At 43.4% G+C, this 17,230-nt stretch carries 11 protein-coding genes; 8 read left to right on the top strand and 3 right to left on the bottom strand.

Features of this window, described 5'->3' with window-relative positions; all coding sequences use genetic code 11:
* Positions 1-124 precede the first annotated feature (124 nt).
* From coq7 to JMX97_RS10465, 6 genes are all read left to right on the top strand, one after another.
* The gene (gene coq7 / locus JMX97_RS10490; RefSeq protein ID WP_201557943.1) at positions 125-763 is read left to right on the top strand and encodes a 2-polyprenyl-3-methyl-6-methoxy-1,4-benzoquinone monooxygenase; all 639 of its coding nucleotides are present in this window, start codon (positions 125-127) and stop codon (positions 761-763) included.
* A 196-nt stretch (positions 764-959) separates the two neighbouring features.
* Positions 960-2,072 (top strand): hypothetical protein, encoded by a 1,113-nt coding sequence (locus JMX97_RS10485; RefSeq protein ID WP_201557896.1) that lies wholly within the window; start codon positions 960-962, stop codon positions 2,070-2,072.
* 441 nt (positions 2,073-2,513) lie between these two features.
* Positions 2,514-4,991, top strand: a complete 2,478-nt coding sequence (locus JMX97_RS10480; RefSeq protein WP_227671557.1) for an esterase/lipase family protein — start codon at positions 2,514-2,516, stop codon at positions 4,989-4,991.
* A gap of 612 nt (positions 4,992-5,603) precedes the next feature.
* Positions 5,604-7,100: a cytochrome ubiquinol oxidase subunit I gene (locus JMX97_RS10475; protein WP_201557894.1), complete on the top strand. Its 1,497-nt coding sequence runs from the start codon at positions 5,604-5,606 to the stop codon at positions 7,098-7,100.
* Positions 7,100-8,116 carry a cytochrome d ubiquinol oxidase subunit II gene (gene cydB / locus JMX97_RS10470; RefSeq protein WP_201557892.1) on the top strand — a complete coding sequence of 339 codons (1,017 nt, stop codon included), beginning with the start codon at positions 7,100-7,102 and terminating at the stop codon, positions 8,114-8,116. The genes JMX97_RS10475 and cydB overlap by 1 nt, the downstream gene beginning before the upstream one ends.
* Positions 8,117-8,348: 232 nt before the next feature.
* Positions 8,349-8,465: a DUF2474 domain-containing protein gene (locus tag JMX97_RS10465; RefSeq protein ID WP_201557890.1), complete on the top strand. Its 117-nt coding sequence runs from the start codon at positions 8,349-8,351 to the stop codon at positions 8,463-8,465.
* Positions 8,466-8,585: 120 nt separating this feature from the next.
* On the opposite strand, the gene murU is transcribed toward JMX97_RS10465, so the two are convergent.
* Together murU and JMX97_RS10455 are read right to left on the bottom strand one after the other, a co-directional pair.
* A complete protein-coding gene (murU, locus tag JMX97_RS10460; protein WP_201557888.1) occupies positions 8,586-9,314 on the bottom strand; it encodes an N-acetylmuramate alpha-1-phosphate uridylyltransferase MurU in 729 nt (242 codons plus the stop codon).
* A gap of 84 nt (positions 9,315-9,398) precedes the next feature.
* The gene (locus JMX97_RS10455) at positions 9,399-10,532 is read right to left on the bottom strand and encodes an aminoglycoside phosphotransferase family protein (RefSeq protein WP_201557886.1); all 1,134 of its coding nucleotides are present in this window, start codon (positions 10,530-10,532) and stop codon (positions 9,399-9,401) included.
* A gap of 536 nt (positions 10,533-11,068) precedes the next feature.
* Here JMX97_RS10455 and JMX97_RS10450 point away from each other — a divergent pair.
* Together JMX97_RS10450 and JMX97_RS10445 are read left to right on the top strand one after the other, a co-directional pair.
* Positions 11,069-14,209, top strand: a complete 3,141-nt coding sequence (locus tag JMX97_RS10450) for an LPS-assembly protein LptD (RefSeq protein ID WP_201557878.1) — start codon at positions 11,069-11,071, stop codon at positions 14,207-14,209.
* A gap of 179 nt (positions 14,210-14,388) precedes the next feature.
* On the top strand, positions 14,389-15,792 hold the full coding sequence (locus JMX97_RS10445; protein ID WP_201557876.1) for a peptidylprolyl isomerase: 1,404 nt from the start codon (positions 14,389-14,391) through the stop codon (positions 15,790-15,792).
* 385 nt (positions 15,793-16,177) lie between these two features.
* On the opposite strand, the gene JMX97_RS10440 is transcribed toward JMX97_RS10445, so the two are convergent.
* Positions 16,178-16,606 carry a hypothetical protein gene (locus JMX97_RS10440; protein WP_201557874.1) on the bottom strand — a complete coding sequence of 143 codons (429 nt, stop codon included), beginning with the start codon at positions 16,604-16,606 and terminating at the stop codon, positions 16,178-16,180.
* Between the last annotated feature and the right edge of the window lie 624 nt (positions 16,607-17,230).

Below are 17,230 nucleotides of genomic sequence, written 5' to 3'. Positions count from 1 at the left end.
GCTATAGTAATATCTATTAACTGTTGATAAGCGGTTACTATCGCATTCAAACTATACATAGCAATATTTTATTTATCATACCTAAGTATCTCATACACAACGTAATCAGGAGCTAATTATGGCACTGCGTTCCTTATCCAAAATTGACCAGTTATTACTCGGCGTTGACAAGGCATTGCGAGCCGTCGTGCCACATTCAAACCCTAGCACCCGTCCGCTACCCGTCAGTAATGACGATATTCCCGAGCTGACCATTACCGAAGCAAGACATGTCGCCGGCCTGATGCGTATCAATCACACAGGCGAAGTATGTGCGCAGGGTCTTTATCATGGGCAAGCATTTGCGGCAAAAGACAATGGCGTTAAGCAAGCCATGCACCAATCAGCCGAAGAAGAGGTCGATCATCTGGTCTGGTGTGAGACCCGTCTAGACGAACTCGGCAGTCATCCCAGTGTCTTTACCCCATTGTGGTACGGCATGTCGTTCGGGCTTGGCGCCGTGGCTGGCGCCATCTCTAATGAGTTTAGCTTAGGATTTGTCGCGGAGACCGAAGCGCAGGTTAGCGAGCATTTACAAGACCATATCGGGCAATTGCCTGAGCAAGATACGCGCTCACGAGAAATACTAGCGCAAATGAATATTGAAGAGTTACACCATCGTGAGTTAGCATTAGAAAATGGCGGCGCAGCCTTATCACCACCGGTACGCCACACTATGCGCTGGATGGCCAATCGCATGAAAGCCACTGCTTATCATTTATAATAGAATTTATAAGGGCATTGTTAGTCAAATTTATAGTCAAGTATGCTCAATTTGTCTGCTTTTAACAATCCTACTACTGATAACGCTTAGGTTAATTTGCTAGGGTAATAAAAATTTGTACAATTTTAAGCCAATGACCGTAAATGACTGCCAACCAATTGATAAATAACTACTAAATAAACAAGGTAACGTTTCTATGAAAGCCATAAGCCAGCCTAGCACCTCTACTAAGACGTATAAGTTTGCTACTTTAACTGCGTTAGCGGCGGCATACACAATGATGCTATCCGCCCCTGCGATTGCAGCTGATACTGACACGGCAACGACTGCCCCTGCTATGATTAGTGCCCCTAGCGCGGTTGATTCCAGCACACGAGTTATTCGCCGTGCTCAGCCTAATGCCACTGTCAGCCCTGCTCAAACTGGTGCACAATCAAATACCGCTACACCCAGTGCCGTACAACAAAGCAGTACGCAACAAAGCAATATACAATTTAATACCTCACAGATACCCTCAACAGCGCAACCTCAAGCGACAACACCAGTACCTGACACCTCCGAGCTGACAGGATCCACTCGTGTCTACCAACGTGGGCCTATGACCAGTACTGGCATGGATATTAGCGGCGGACAGCTCCCTAGTGTTCCATCACCACAAGTGCGAGTGTCAGATATCAGCTTTGTGCCTACCGTTTTAATTCCGCAACAACAAAGTCTCAGTACAGATAAGCTAGATGTTAGCTTGCTTGATGACTTTATTGCAGAAGTGTCTCCCAATGCGCGTCACTATCCACCAAACTTCCCCAACCGTACAGAGCGTTATAATACCCGTGAAAAAATAAAAGTATTAACTGAATGGATTGAACCTTACGCTAGCGCGCCCAACGCTTCTTTTGACGTGCTAATCCGTGCCGCCAAACTTAATGGCATGGGACGTAACCTAGATTTAGGCACCGACTACACCGTACGTGGCGGACAGTATGTCGATCGCGCCATCAAGAGTAAACCTGATAGCGGTGAAGCCAACTTTATATATGGCATGATGCTAGCAGAAGGCGGCGGTTTTAAAGAAGGCCAAAAATATCTAGATCGAGCCGTAGCGCTTGGTTATACTGAAGCAGAACAAAGCTTGGCACAGTCAGATCTATTGAGTGATCGACGTGACAAAGCGTTGGAGCGCCTACGTCGCCTTGAGCAACAAATGCCTGATAACGCCATTATTCGTCAGCAAATAAAGCTGGTTGAAGAAGGTAAATTCTATATTTGGGATTTGCCCGCTCCTAATATCAGCATTAAGGCGACCACCTAAATTTAACGATGGCCTTAGACTTAGCTGTTTAGACATAGTTGTCGGTAGTCCATCACGTTAAAAGATGTCTGGAAATAAAAGCTATCGTGGAATTAAAACTATCAGCGCGTTCGTTTTATATTGTCATTAAACCAATATAAAACGAACGCGCTTTTTTATGCGTGTTGTGACTGCTTATTCATTTGTTCAAACTTACTCATTCCTTCTATCTTATCAATACTTGTATATTACTGCTTGTCATCCAGTGATTATGAGTGACTGACGATGATTTAAGTAATGAGATTCACATACTTGAAATTAAAATAAGATTTTGAATTTACAAGCTTCAGACAACAGGCTTTAAATAAAATAGTGTAATAACAAAAGTTACGCTACACTCATTCTTGTACGCGAATAACAAGCTAATTGCTGACTCATAACTATCATTTACTGAGACCATCCATGACTTCTGCCTGCCTTGTTACTACCGCAGCGGCCCACGCTCATAAAAAGCCAACGTTTATCGCCACATTAATAGCCTTAATAGGAGCGATAACGCTACTGTCGGCCTGTAGTACGGTCTCTGTAAATAAGCAAGCCTCGGCAAAGACCATTTCTGCTCAGCGTGGCAATATTGTCACTGACAATAAGCTCAGTAGCGATACCGCCTCAACCTTGTTATCAGCGGGTCTTAATGAACAAGCTTGTATGCAGCAGTTTGAACTGTGTTTAGAACAGCTTACTGACAGTATGCTCAATGAGCATTATCGGCCAGAACTGGCGATTTTCTCGGAACTACACTATGCCAAAGCGCTCGAGCTGGCAAAATCGCAAGACTGCCGTGATGCGCTCGCCCGCCCGCCGCTTGACCCTTATTATGCCAATGCCTCTCTAAGCGATAGTCAGGCTGAAACTCAGCAGAAGAATACCAGTCGTTGTTTAACTGGCTATCAAGGACGACTATTTGATGCTATTAAGTTCAGCTATACTTATCTGTTTTACGACAGCTTAGCCCATGATTTTGAAGGGGCAGAGTCAGAAAAAATCAGGACTCGCCAGCAAAACCGTATTCCAAGCGACATTGATATCCAAACCCAAGATATCTATAACGCTGCCAGCAACGATGTCATCACTCAGTTATATAAATCAGCCGATAACTCGCATAAGCTGATGGGCGATACCAAAATCAGCTATTTACCAACCACCACATTGGAAGACGACAATAAAGCAACGATTGCCAATCGTACCCCGCGTCAAGGCAAGTCCACCGATCAAATCAATGTCATGACCATGCAAGTGGATGATTATAATCTTAATATTTATCTGCCAAACGAAAACAACTATCTACAAAACGCTAATAAACAATCCTCTGCATTAGCAGATTTAGTATCGACTTATGAGCTGCGTCTGACCGGACTGAACTCAATCAGCAAGCGTCCAGGCCTAGGAATTAGCTTAGTAGCATCCTTAGATGATCGCTACACCACCACCATTCGCCAGCTACTAATTTCCACACTATCAGGCAGACTAAATAAAGAGACGACCACTGGCAGTATGGATGATAGCGAGACCAGCGCACGCATCTATCCTACGGGACATTTATTGATGACTGGCCTGATTAAGCCTGCCGGTGATAGCGTCCTTGATGTGCTCAGCAGTGAGCAGCTCGATATTCATTTATATAATCCTTACCGCAGCGAGAACGTTAATGTTTTGGGAGATGATTATCCCCTTGCGGCCAACTTCTCCGCCGGTTATGGGCTATGGCTGGCGGAAAACCAACTGGATGGTGTGGGCTATCTCAATCTTTTAACCCGCCAGCAAGAAGCCAGCTTGCCTAAACTATTTATGTTAGAGCCTTACGACCCTAATAAGCGGGTGATTGTCATGTTACATGGTCTGGCATCCAGCCCTGCGACTTGGGTTAATTTAACCAACGATATTTTTAATGATGACAAGCTGCGTGATAACTACCAAGTATGGCAAATTTTCTACCCTACTAACTTGCCTATTTTAGAAAATCGCTATCAAATTCAGAAGTTACTTAAAGCCACTTATCAGCAAACAGATCCTAACGGGCAAAATCGTGCCAGCAAAAACAGCGTCATTATTAGTCATAGTATGGGTGCTCTTATCGCCCGTATGATGCTTTCTGATGATAATTTGACCCAAAAACTTGATGCATTAGACGATCAAAATATGTTATCCAGTAATAGACAGCAAATCGATGCCAAGCTGAAACGGGAATTTGGTCAAGCAGAACTGGGCAAACGCTTTGAGCTTGAGACCCTACCACAAGTCGATACTGCGGTATTTTTATCCGCGCCATTCCGAGGTACTGACTATGCTGACCGCTGGTTTACTCGCGCCTTACGCCGTGTCGTTTATTTGCCGATAAATTTGGTCAAAACAGTTACAGATAATTTGGCAACGATTGCCACCCAAGGTGATTTGGCACAAAACCCATTAGGCGCCTTGTACTTACAAAATGGTGCGAGCCAGTTAAGCGATAAATCGTCCTTTATTCAGCTGACCAAGGACATTACTATTAACGACCGAATCACTTATCACTCGATCATCGCTAATAACGATGCGGACATTACCAAAGGGCTGGCACAAATGCAGCCCAATGGCGCAAAGATTGACTTGTCCCAAGCGCTGCCAGAAGACAATAAGACTGCGAACGAATCCGCAAGCACAAACTCTGCCGCAGATATGAGCACGTTAGCAAATGAGCCACTGGTAGCGTCGGTCGTTGTTAATGACAATATCAGCCAAGCGCTGACCGCGCGTTTATCTGATGGCATTGTACCCTATACCAGTGCTCATCTAGATGGCGCAGCATCTGAAACTGTCATCAGTGGAGGCCATAGTATTCAAGCCAACCCGCAAACCATTCTGACCTTACGGCGTATTTTGCATCAGCAATTAAAGCAGTAACTAAAAATTTTCACCAACAATATCAATATTATCCTAACATTTAGCTCGTCAAGATTTTAATGTGTCGTAGTGTAACTTTATTATATATCAGTACTGCCCTATTTCGACTTTTTAACCTTGTGACTTAATATTTTCAATAAAGTAATTTTTAGTAATGAACAGTGATAATAAGCGGTAACTATTAGTAACTAATATTAAACAATGAGATATTTTTTTGTAGTGAATTACTGCTTTTCAACCCCATATTCTCCACCGTTTTCGATAATTAGTGACTGCTAGGTACGCGTCCATAAAAATGTGTCTCTTGCACGTACACTTAGGGTGGCGCATAATATATCGACAATAAGAAATAGTATCTTATTAACTTTATAAATAAATGTTTATTAGTTTATACGGATATAAATTAATTACTTCAGCTAAACAGTTTTTGGCTAAATAATTTTTAGTCAAACGGTATTTAGCCAAGTAACATTCACAGTTAAATAACAATTGGCTATTGCCCGTAATGCTTATCGCCCCCTATCTATGAATAATGACGGACGGTTACGGACAGTTACTTGAGCGTATCATGGAAGCTAGCGCTAGTCAGCTAACAGATAAGGGTAACCGTTTATGTTCGCTACGTTTATGATTGACCAGCTTGATGCGCTGATGCTTGCGCGCATTCAGTTTGCTTTTGTCATCTCCTTTCATATTGTCTTTCCCGCTTTTTCTATCGGACTTGCCAGCTGGCTTGCGGTATTAGAATACCGCTGGTTGAAAACGGGCGAGCCTATTTATGCTGAAGTCTACAAGCACTTTGTCAAAGTATTCGCCGTTGTATTCGGTATGGGCGTGGTATCAGGCGTGGTGATGTCCTATCAGTTTGGTACCAACTGGGCCGTATTCTCTGATAAGGCCGGTAACGTTTTAGGGCCACTCTTGGCTTATGAAGTGTTGACCGCGTTTTTCTTAGAAGCCTCATTCCTAGGTATTATGCTGTTTGGTTGGGGACGGGTCAGCAAGCGCATGCATTTTGCATCAACGGTAATTGTGGCCATTGGTACGCTGATATCCGGTTTTTGGATTTTGGCGGCTAACAGCTTTATGCAGACGCCGCAGGGCTTTATGGTGGGCGCTGACGGTCTACTCTATCCGACTAATTGGCTTGAGATTATCTTTAATCCCTCCTTCCCTTACCGCTACGCGCATATGATGACTGCGGCGTTCTTGACCACCGCCTTTGTCATTGGGGGTGTCGGTGCCTATTATATCCAATCTAAAAAGCATGCCAAACACCGTCAGCACGGTCGTGTGATGTTGGGTATGGCGATGATTATGGCCATTTTCGTCGCGCCAGCGCAGGTGTTGATTGGTGACATGCATGGTTTGAATACGCTTGAGCATCAACCAGCTAAAGTCGCTGCTATGGAGGGGCTATGGGAAAACGAGCGTGGGGCACCGCTCATCTTGTTCGCTATCCCTGATCAAGAAGCACAAAAGAACCACTATGAAGTTAAAATTCCATATGTATCAGGTCTCATCTTAACTCACTCGTTGGATGGCGAAGTCAAGGGTCTCAAGAACTGGGCACCGGAAGACCAGCCCTATGTTCCTATTGTATTTTGGTCATTCCGTGTCATGGTGAGTATAGGCTCCTTGATGGTACTAGTAGGTCTGTTTAGTCTCTACAAATACTTCAAAAAGCAGCAGTTTAATCCTGAGAGCAAATGGTTCCACCGCGCTTGGATGATGATGACACCGCTTGGTTTTGTTGCCTTACTTGCCGGCTGGTTCGTGACTGAAACCGGACGTCAGCCGTGGACAGTATACGGTGTGATTCGCACTGCTGAGAGCATGTCACCGGTTGCAGCCCAGCAGGTAGCAACGACGCTGATTGGCTTCATTGTGCTATATATCTTTGTCTTTGGCGCCGGTAGCTTTTATATCCTGCGTCTGATTGCTCAAGGACCCAAACCATATGAAGATCCTGCAGCTGATAATTTTTATGAGCATTCAATCACTGAGGGTCAAGGTCGTACGTTGAGCGGTGATACCGATACGGGTGAGAAGACTAAGCAAGATCTCGATACACCAGCGAATGATAAAGACGATGGGGGGTTACGCTAATGTTTAACTATGGTGATGTATTAGATTTACCCTTGATTTGGGGTGGCTTGATTGCTTTATCGGTCTTTATTTATGTGCTGCTTGATGGCTTTGATTTGGGCTGTGGTATTTTATTTCCGTTTGCCGGCTCTGATAAGAACCGTAGCCGAATAATGAACTCTATCGCCCCATTCTGGGATGGTAACGAGACTTGGCTAGTACTGGGCGGCGGTGGTTTATTCGCCGCATTCCCAGTCGCCTACGGTATCATTATGACCGGCTTATATCTGCCCGTAACCCTCATGCTATTCGGTCTTATCCTACGAGGAGTGGCGTTCGAGTTTCGCTTCAAAGCCACGTCGCGGCGCTATGTTTGGGACTTCTTCTTTTTTATCGGTTCTATCATCGCCGCCTTTTCCCAAGGGATCATGCTAGGGACATTGGTACAAGGGTTGGAGGCCAGTAATCGTCTATACTCAGGAGGTCCGTTTGATTGGTTCACACCATTCGCTATGATTTGCGGTGTCGCCCTTGTTATCGGCTATGCGCTACTCGGATCCACATGGCTCATCATCAAGACTGAGCACAAGCTACAAGTTTGGGCACGGAAAATATCAAGCTGGATACTATCAGCGCTGGTATTAGCGATGGTGGTGGTAACGGCATTTATGTACTTCTCAGATATCGATGCACTCGAAGGTTGGTTCAGTCTACCAGGGGTGTTATACATAGCACCCATGCCCATTATTGTGCTGCTACTGTTCTTTGTGATGCGTAAAGACTTGACCACTGAGCGCGAGTATCGTCCGTTTTTATTGACGGTGGCGCTGTTTTTGATGGGTTATATTGGCGTCTGTTATGCCATGTTCCCTTACATCGTGCCGTATCAAATGACCATTTACGAAGCCGCTGCTGCTGATACCTCGCTATCATTTATACTAATTGGCGCCGTTATTATGCTGCCGATTATTCTGAGCTACACCGCATACGCTTACTATACCTTTAAGGGTAAGTCCGGTCATGAGCCTATGTACTAAGCAAAATAAAATGCACTCGTAGGATATGAGAATGCGTAGCAGCTGCCGCAAATCTTTGTGGCAGCTTAGTCTAACAAGCTACAGTTAATCCCAAATAAGCGTAATATTACCAACCATCGTTGCTACTAAAAATTTATTTTTCTGCTCTTATGGTGGTGGTGGAGACGATATGATTTTTCTTCAGCCGTTAATGAAAAACTTATAAGGGATTAACGATAACTAAGAGGTCATCATGAAAAAGCTCAGTAAAAAGCAAACGCAATGGGTATGGTTTATTGGCCTATATTTGGCAGGATTTTTGACTATCTTTATCATTGCACAATTAATTAAGCTAGCGATGGGGGTTTAAACTCGTAGTTCTTATCCTTGCTTCATCGATGAATAAAAAATGCAGCCCCATTATTGCAATGAGGCTGCATTTTTTTGTTATAACAATCCAAGTGTTTTATAAGATTGACTATAAAGGGCTTTAAGTGCCTCGGTGAGTACCCGTACCTTTGCTTGCAATAAATTCATTTATTTGCGTTAAGCGTTCTTCTGTACCGACATCTATCCAATTGTCAGTGATGACCTCTGCGGTTACTTGAAACTTCATCATCGCCTGTTTAAGCAGCGGCGCAAGGGCGGCAGGTTGTCCAGTCGCCAGCCCATCAACCAAACGCGGTGACATGACACTAATACCAGCAAAAGTGTGTTTATCAGCATCGCCAACGGCATGCTCACTGGCCAAGCCATTATTGATAGCAAAGTCGCCGCCGCTATTATGCTCTGGATTATCTATCAGTAATAGATGAGCACGCTGATCTGCTCCTAGCTCATAGTCTTGCAAACGTGCAAAATCAAAAGTCGTCCAAACATCAGAATTAACCAAGATAAAGGGCGCATCTTGTAGTTTGCCCGTTTGTAGCGCCTGAAAAATACCCCCTGCCGTCTCAAGCGGCTCGTCATCTTCTACTGACCAATGTAATCTCACACCGTATTGCGAGCCATCGCCTAAGGTGTCCATAAGTTTATCCGCAAGCCATGACGCATTAATAGCAATATCAGTAATGCCTGCTGCTTGTAGTGCTTTAATATGCCAAATGATAAGCGGCTTTCCGCCCACCTCAACCAAAGGTTTGGGGGTATCAAGGGTTAATGGACGCAGGCGCGTACCCTTGCCAGCAGCCAAAATCATTGCTTGCGTTATTACGGCCATGATCGCTCCTTATTTTTATAAAGTTAATTTTTTAACGGTGTGAAAGCTAGTGATGTTTTAGAACACTATATTAAATAGATCTAGCTAAATATACTGCTGTGAAAACTTACGTTGATAGGCTGGCAAGACAGTATCTATTAACCATATGTTGAATGGCAATACCGCTTGTTGAATACTATCACTGCCATATGCACCGAGCCACTCCAGCTCAAACATTAGATCACGCATGACTTTGGGTATATCAGCCAAATAGCGGTTTTTACCATCGCGTTCAGACAAGCGGATAAAAATTCCTAATACTTTCAAATGCCGCTGCACGCCCATAACATTGACGTCGCTTTCAAGCTGCTCTACGCTACTGCTAGTAGCTAAACTTGCCTGCTGCTGCTGCAATTGCCAAAAGTCATGAATCCAGCACGATACTTGGCTTTCCGGCCATTCTACGTAGGCATCGCGTACCAATGAGACTAAGTCATAACTATAAGCACCAATGACCGCGTCTTGGAAGTCAATTACCCCTAAACGTGAGGGCTCTGCTTGATCTTGCATTAGGTTACGACTGTGATAATCGCGATGAACGATGACCTGCGGCTGCACCAAAATCTCTGCTATCAAGGCAGATTTTAGATTATCCCACAGCGCCTTATCAAGGCTTACCTCGATATAAGGTATAAACCATTCACTGAATAGATCCATCTCGCGGGTTAACAGCGCTGTGTCGTAATCTGGTAATTGATGCTGTACTCTTGCGGTCTCTACCGGTACATTTTGTAGCGCTACCAACGTCTGCATTGCCAGTTGATAATAATCGTTAACTTGCGTAGGGCTAGCATCGATCAGTAGATGAGCAAACTCTAGGGTACCGAAATCTTGTAGCACCAAAAACCCTTGCTCTACATCTTGGGCGATAAGCTCTGGTACATTGATTGCGGGAGACATCAGCTTGGCCACATTAATAAATTGCTGCAAAGCATCTTGCTCGTCAGCAGAATCCATGACAATATAGCGCGCCGCGTCCGTACCCTTGCTGTCTAAGCTATTTGAGTTATCTGAAAACTGAATACGATGATATTGACGCGCACTAGCATCACCGGGCAAGCTATCAAGCGTAAATTCTTGGTTTGCAAACACTTGCTGTAGCCAGTGCTCTAGCTGCTGCTGGCGAGTGTTCGAGGTTATATTAGTCAGGTCAGGGTTCAAAAGCATTTTATCTGTCATATCTTTATTTATCATATAAGGGCATCGCAGGTTAAATATCAGTTGTAAATAACTAAAGTAGTAATAAATCAGGCAAATACTTGCTAAAATGGTGAGCTTTTTGACTCAAAGTGGCTGTTATAAAATAGGGCTTGAACCCTGATTTGATGTATGGCGCTGATCATGAATCTAAAAAACGCCTTGCTACGTCATGAAATTTGGTTAATAGTGTAGCTGATTTGGTTTTTTTTGACTATGCTAAGTGGTCAATACCTGCAAGATGACCGAATATTAAAAGTCATCTTATCGTATAGTGGTCGTATAATGGTTTATTAATAGATCACTATACAACATACTAAGCACAGTTATTGTGCTGCTCCATGGCTTTACTTTATTCTGCTACGCTTGCGCTTTGATTTAGTACCAAATATTAAATAAGATTAGATTAAGTAATCTTGCTCAACCGAATAACATTTCGGGCTAAAAAATTACTGGCTAAATAGCAGTATTAGGCTAAATACCGCGACCCAATAGGCTCTGCAATCATAGGTGTGCCCTTGTTATATTCTCCGCTCTACCAAAGCATTCGTTTGATTTTATTTGGTGCATTAGGCTTGACTGTGAGTGCGGCTGTCACAGCAAATGCTGCAGTGCAAACGACTGAGCCGTTTATAACTGCTAGCACCAGTGTCAGCAGCAATATTCCTGACCCTGATTCTGATATTAGTGCCAGCAGTAGCGTTAATCAAAGTGCTAAGGAGGGCGCTAATGAAAGTGTCTATAATGACCCTGATATTAACGCTAATAACAATATAATAGACCCCAATACAGATACCATTACCCCAATTACTGACAAAACTGATGCTGACACTGGTATTAAAAGTACCGACGATACTGCCGTCCAGTACTTGGACAATCCTAACGCTCGCAATAGTTTTAATAGTAGCAATAAAAAAGACAATAATAACGGCACACGCCAAAGTATGGCAACTGATTCCTCAATTGATAGCAGCCGCCTTGATTTCAGCGATGAGAGTATTCAAAAAAGTTTGCAACGCTTAGCAGAATTTTATGAGCTTACTCCCGATACCGACACTCCGACATTAAATAGTACCGATACTGTTAATACAATAGACAATAGCACTCAAAATTCAGCTTCGATAGCAAACAATACGCGACAGCCTACGTCGGATAGCCAAGCTAACCGTCAACCTATGCGCCAATTGGGAACAAATTTAAATCTGCTTCCCAATTCAGTAGTCAATTCAATAGATAGTGCTCAACGCTGTGAAGGTCAATGGGTCTATCCTAAGCGTAACCCTAATTATCAACGCGCCGTCAATGAAGCCAATGCGACTAATGGACAAATCCCTACTGATTTAACTGGTACTCCCAACAGCCAAGCAGCGCTGTTTGCAGAATCTGATTATGGTTATTATGATAATGTCGATTATGCTGAGTTATCCGGTAATGTCATTATCGATCAAGGCACCCAGCATATCGAAGCAGATAAAATCGTACTGGATTTAACCAATGGCGTGGCTGGCGCACAAGGGAAAGTATTATTTACTGATCAAGCCACTGGCACTGTTAATGATGGCAACGTCAATAATGGCAATAGACCTGCTACGCAACTAACGCCTAGCAATACTCAGAATAATAATAAGACTACCATTAGCGAAAAAGCCTCACAAGGCGGTCTGATTGGCGTAGCAGATAGCTTGGCTTATAGCACTGAGACCGGACAGACAACCGCAAATGATGTGGCTTTTGCCAGTGTGCCATTGCAAGCGCACGGCTATGCCAAGCGACTTAATCGTCCTAATGAGAGCCAGTATGAGCTCGATGAAGTAATGTTTACCACCTGTCCGCCTACTGACCGTAAATGGCAGCTTGAGGCTAAAAGTATCGACTTAGATACCGATAGCGGACGTGGTAAAGCCTACGACACTACCTTCCGAATCCGCGATGTACCGGTGTTTTATTTGCCTTACTTCAACTTTCCTATCGACAGTCGCCGAAGTAGCGGATTTTTATTACCCAGCGCAAGTATTGGTAGTGAAAGTGGCCTCGAAGTCGATATCCCCTATTATCTAAATCTAGCGCCCAATTACGATGCCACACTGAATACTCATATCTATACCAATCGTAACCCTATGCTCTCAGGTGAGTTTCGTTATTTAACAGAGGAATACGGCGAAGGTATTTTTAACGGCTCGTATTTGCCCAATGATAAAGAGTATGACGGCGAAGATCGCAGCAGCTTTTTTTATGATCACTATTGGTCATCAAACAGTATCCCAAGGTTAAGCGGTGATGCCAAATACAGCTATGTGTCAGATGAAGAATATCTTAATGACTTTGACACTTTAGGCTTATCAGACAATACACTGAATCTACCAAGGCGCGCGCGTCTTAATTATTATAATGATTATGTGACCGGCGAGCTAAAAGTCGAGACCTTCCAAACACTTGATGCTTTTACCAATACTGGTGAGCCGTTAAAAGATAAAGACAAACCTTACTCACGTCTACCGCAGCTAGAACTGAACTATCGTCTGCCGTGGTTGGAGAGTTTCGATATCACAGGCGTTCATGATTCTGCCTATTTTAAAAAGTCTATCGACGATGGCTCTGAGCCTGAAAAAAGCGGCGCACGCATTTATAATAAAATCAGTGCCGCCTATCCAGTAGAAAAAGCATGGGGTTATGTTAAGCCAAAAATCAGCCTACAGCACTTATATACCTCGTATGACCAAGACAGCTTAGCGGATAACTCGCTCAGTGAGAAAGACGGCAGTCAGTCGGTCTTTGTGCCCCAAGCCAGCATTGATGCCGGTTTGCATCTATATCAAGCCGGATCGCCGTTCGGAGCCTTTGATGATACCTTAGGGGGTTATCAGCTGCTAAGTCCACGGCTTAAATATACTTATTCGCCCTTTGAAAACCAGAATGATATTCCTAACTTTAATACCCGTATTGCCTCGATTAACTATGAGCAGTTGTTTTCAGACAGCTGGTTCTTAGGACATGACCGCTTGCAAGATTTGCATGCCATTACTCCTGGGATCAACTATCGTTACATCGACGCAACGGGTGTGACACGTTTTGATGGTAGCATTGCGGAGCAGTTCTATTTAGGTGATGGTCGCGTGACGCTTGAGGACCAAAGCTCTGTATTTACGACTTCATCCTCAGGAATGGTATGGGATGCCAGTGCCCAACCTTATAACAACGTTTGGGTCGATGTCAGCGGCGCGCTTACCAACAGTTATGATTTAAATTTCATTACCACTGAATTGCGTTATCAGCCATCAGATAATAGTTTGTTTAACGTCGGTTTTGTTAAACGTCAGCGCGATAATAATACCAATCAGCTGCCGTTATCCGCATTTACAGCGTCAGCAGTTTTTCCTGTCAATAATAATTGGCGCGTGCTAGCGCAAGGACAATACGATTATCGCAGTGATAAAATGCTCGACGCTTTGGTCGGCATTGATTATGAAGATTGTTGCTTTGGCTTTGCAGTTTACGGTCGGCGTTACTATAATGACCTAAATATCAAAGACAAACCTACTCAAGCCATTATGGCAGAGATTAGGCTTAATGGTCTTGGTAGTGGCGATAGCCGCTTAACCCGATTGCTCGCGGATAAAGTTCTAGGTTTTGAGCCGGTACAGACTGCATGGAAAGATTAGCGAACAAGACAACAAAGTATAAAGCCAGCTGTTTATTAACCTAGATACTTACGCGTTATTAACCTAAATACTTACGTGACAACATTGCGGACGACTTTATTCAACTTATAACTATTTAGCTTATAATGAATACCGTTGACCAACTACTATCCGATGCGATGACATTGATGAGGAGCATCATGAGATTTTTTTCTTTACGTCAGACTAGCCGCGCTGTACTGTTTTCTATGGGTATGAGCGCAGGCCTTGTGCTTAGCCTCAACGCCCAAGCGGCAACGGTTAAACCTGTAACTGCGCAAGCGGACGCTAAGGCTGTGAGCCAAAATAGCAGCGCCCGTTTAACGCCTGCTAATAGCACTGATGGTATCATCGCACTAGTCAATGATAATGCCATTCTTAAAAGCGATCTGATTGATGCTGTCAATCAAACGCAAGCACGGGCGCAGGCTGCAGGTGAGCCGATGGCTAATTCAGCTCAGCTACAGTCTGAAGTGCTAAATGCGCTAATTTTACGTGAGATACAGCTGTCATTGGTTAACCGTGTCGGACTGAAACCTGATGAAGCCGCTATCAATCAGCGTCTTACCCAAATCGCTCAGTCCGAAGGGCTTAATAGTCTTGCTGCCCTACAACAGCGCTTAGATGCGAGCCAAGCCGGTAGCTATGCTTCTTTACGCTCAAAATTGATCGAAGACTCTGCTATTCAATCTTTGCAACAACGTCAAATTACTAATCTTGTGCGCATTAGCGAGCAAGATATTGATGCCTTTCTGGCCTCGCCTGAAGCCAAGCGCTTGAATCAAAGCGAATATCAAACCATCCATGTGCGCGTGCCTTATATGGATGATTATAGCCGGCTATCACAAGCCCAGCGCGATGAGGCGCTCGAAGTTGCACAAGCATTACGTACTCGCCTGCTAGCGCCAAATGTGGATGTCGCTGCTGCCGTTGCCGCTACCCAAGGCAACTATCCAATTCCGCTACAAGGTGGCGATATGGGCTTTCACAAAGCCGCCGCCCTACCTACGGAGTTATCAAGCGAAATCACTAAGCTTGATGTGGGTGCGGTTAGTGAACCGTTAGTCACTGCTGAAGGTATTGACATCATTAAGCTTGCCAACAAAAAAGCCAATGATACGATGATTATACCGCAGTGGCATACTCGCCATATTTTGGTTAAGGTTGATGAGCTACAAACGGACGCACTGGCTGAGCAAAAGGCCAACGACTTATACGATCAGCTACGTAAAGGCGCAGATTTTTCCGGTCTAGCAGCAACTTACTCGGACGATCCAGGTTCTGCTGGACGTGGTGGTGATCTGGACTGGGTCAGCGAAGAAGATATGATCGGTCCCTTTGAGGCGGTCATGAAAAACACTACTGTTGGTGACTATTCTGCACCCTTTAAAACTCAGTTTGGCTGGCATATTCTTAAATTAGAAGGCAAGCGTCAGCATGACGTAAGCGATCAATATCGCCGCAACATGGCGCGCCAAGCATTATATCAACGCTTAGCACCGCAAGCCAAAGAAGACTGGTTGCAAGAGCTACGTGCCAGCGCTTATATTCAAGTGCTTGAATAATATAGCGAATATACAACGCTACACTAATTTGGTTTGAAGTAAAATTTAATAAGGGCATATGCAAACGCATGTGCCCTTTTTTATCGTGTAAAAATGAGCTGAAATATTAGCTGCTAATCAAAGTATCAGACCGCATACCTTCAACAATTATTTAACTTCAGCAGAAAAAAAGTGCCGTTATTTCAACAAACACCTCCTATGAGTTGTCTAAATATAGTTGACCACTACAGACCGACTAAACGCTATTGGATTAACCCAAAGCTAAAAGCGTTTATTTAGTTTCGTCAGTTTTGGCAGTGCAATATCTAGGCGTTATTGAAAAATAGCGTCCTTTCTATTGTTGCGTTATATTACTATCAATAATAAATCTAGCTTACTTACTACCTCAACCCAATGGATATTGGGTAAATGAATTCGGACCAGAAAAAGAGAATGTGCTACCATTTTCTGTATTAAGAGCTGTCACATAAAGCTTTCCTAGTTCAACATTATAATAACCCACTCCATTAAACGAGGTGTTAGGTAATAAACAAGGTGAGCCTTCAAGGTTAATTTTAACGTCTAAATAATTTTTAGATTGAGTATCGCTGAAACTACCATTAAATTTACATCCTCTATCGCTTTGACCTAAAATATTGCCACTTGTATCAATGCTGATATCTGTAGATTCAAATTGATCGAAGATATTTTCACTTGTATCTGTAGATTCAAATCCATCGCCTACTGTAAGGCTTGGAAATAAGATATCTGATAGATTACTAGCATCTGGATTCATAGCATCTAAACCAGCAACAGTAGCGTCACCTCTGAACACTTTTCCACTTAAATTTTTGATAGAAATTGATACATCTGGTTTATATTTTAAATTTAAAGTATCTACTGATACGATGTTTACAGATTTGCCATTGGGAAGATAACCATCAACATAAGTATAAGGAAAGGTAATAGCTATAGCATCTCCCGTATTAGTATCAATTGATACTTGTTGTTTGAGAGGAGCGTCCCCCCCTGGATAATAAGTTTTAAAACTGGTAGTTAATGAGCTATCAATATCATTAAGGTCTCCATACTCAAAATAACCTAGTCTGAGGATAACAGCAGGGCCATAAGCTGGACCTCCAAAGGTGCGTAAAACCCATATTTTTTGTTCGTCAGTAACAATACTGATAGCTTTAGTAGTTGATGTTTTATAATCCCCGTAATTATCCTCACTTACTCTAATATCCTCGTAAACTCCTTGTAAACTTATCTTTTCATTTTCATTGTTTTGGTCATCAGCTGATGGAATACTGGAATCTGAATCATCACCACTGAGCTATGCTGAAGAAACCGTAGAGGTAAACTTGGTAAACTAACGACTCAATGAGGAGTTTACCATGACCAAGAAAATCAGAACTTATAGCACAGAATTTAAAGCAGAAGCCGTTAAGAAGATAGC

This window comes from Psychrobacter sp. 72-O-c (assembly GCF_904846605.1).
In the GTDB taxonomy this organism is placed as follows: domain Bacteria; phylum Pseudomonadota; class Gammaproteobacteria; order Pseudomonadales; family Moraxellaceae; genus Psychrobacter.
The sequence above is the reverse complement of the archived record's forward strand: the minus strand, read 5'-3'. Positions and strand labels throughout refer to the sequence as shown.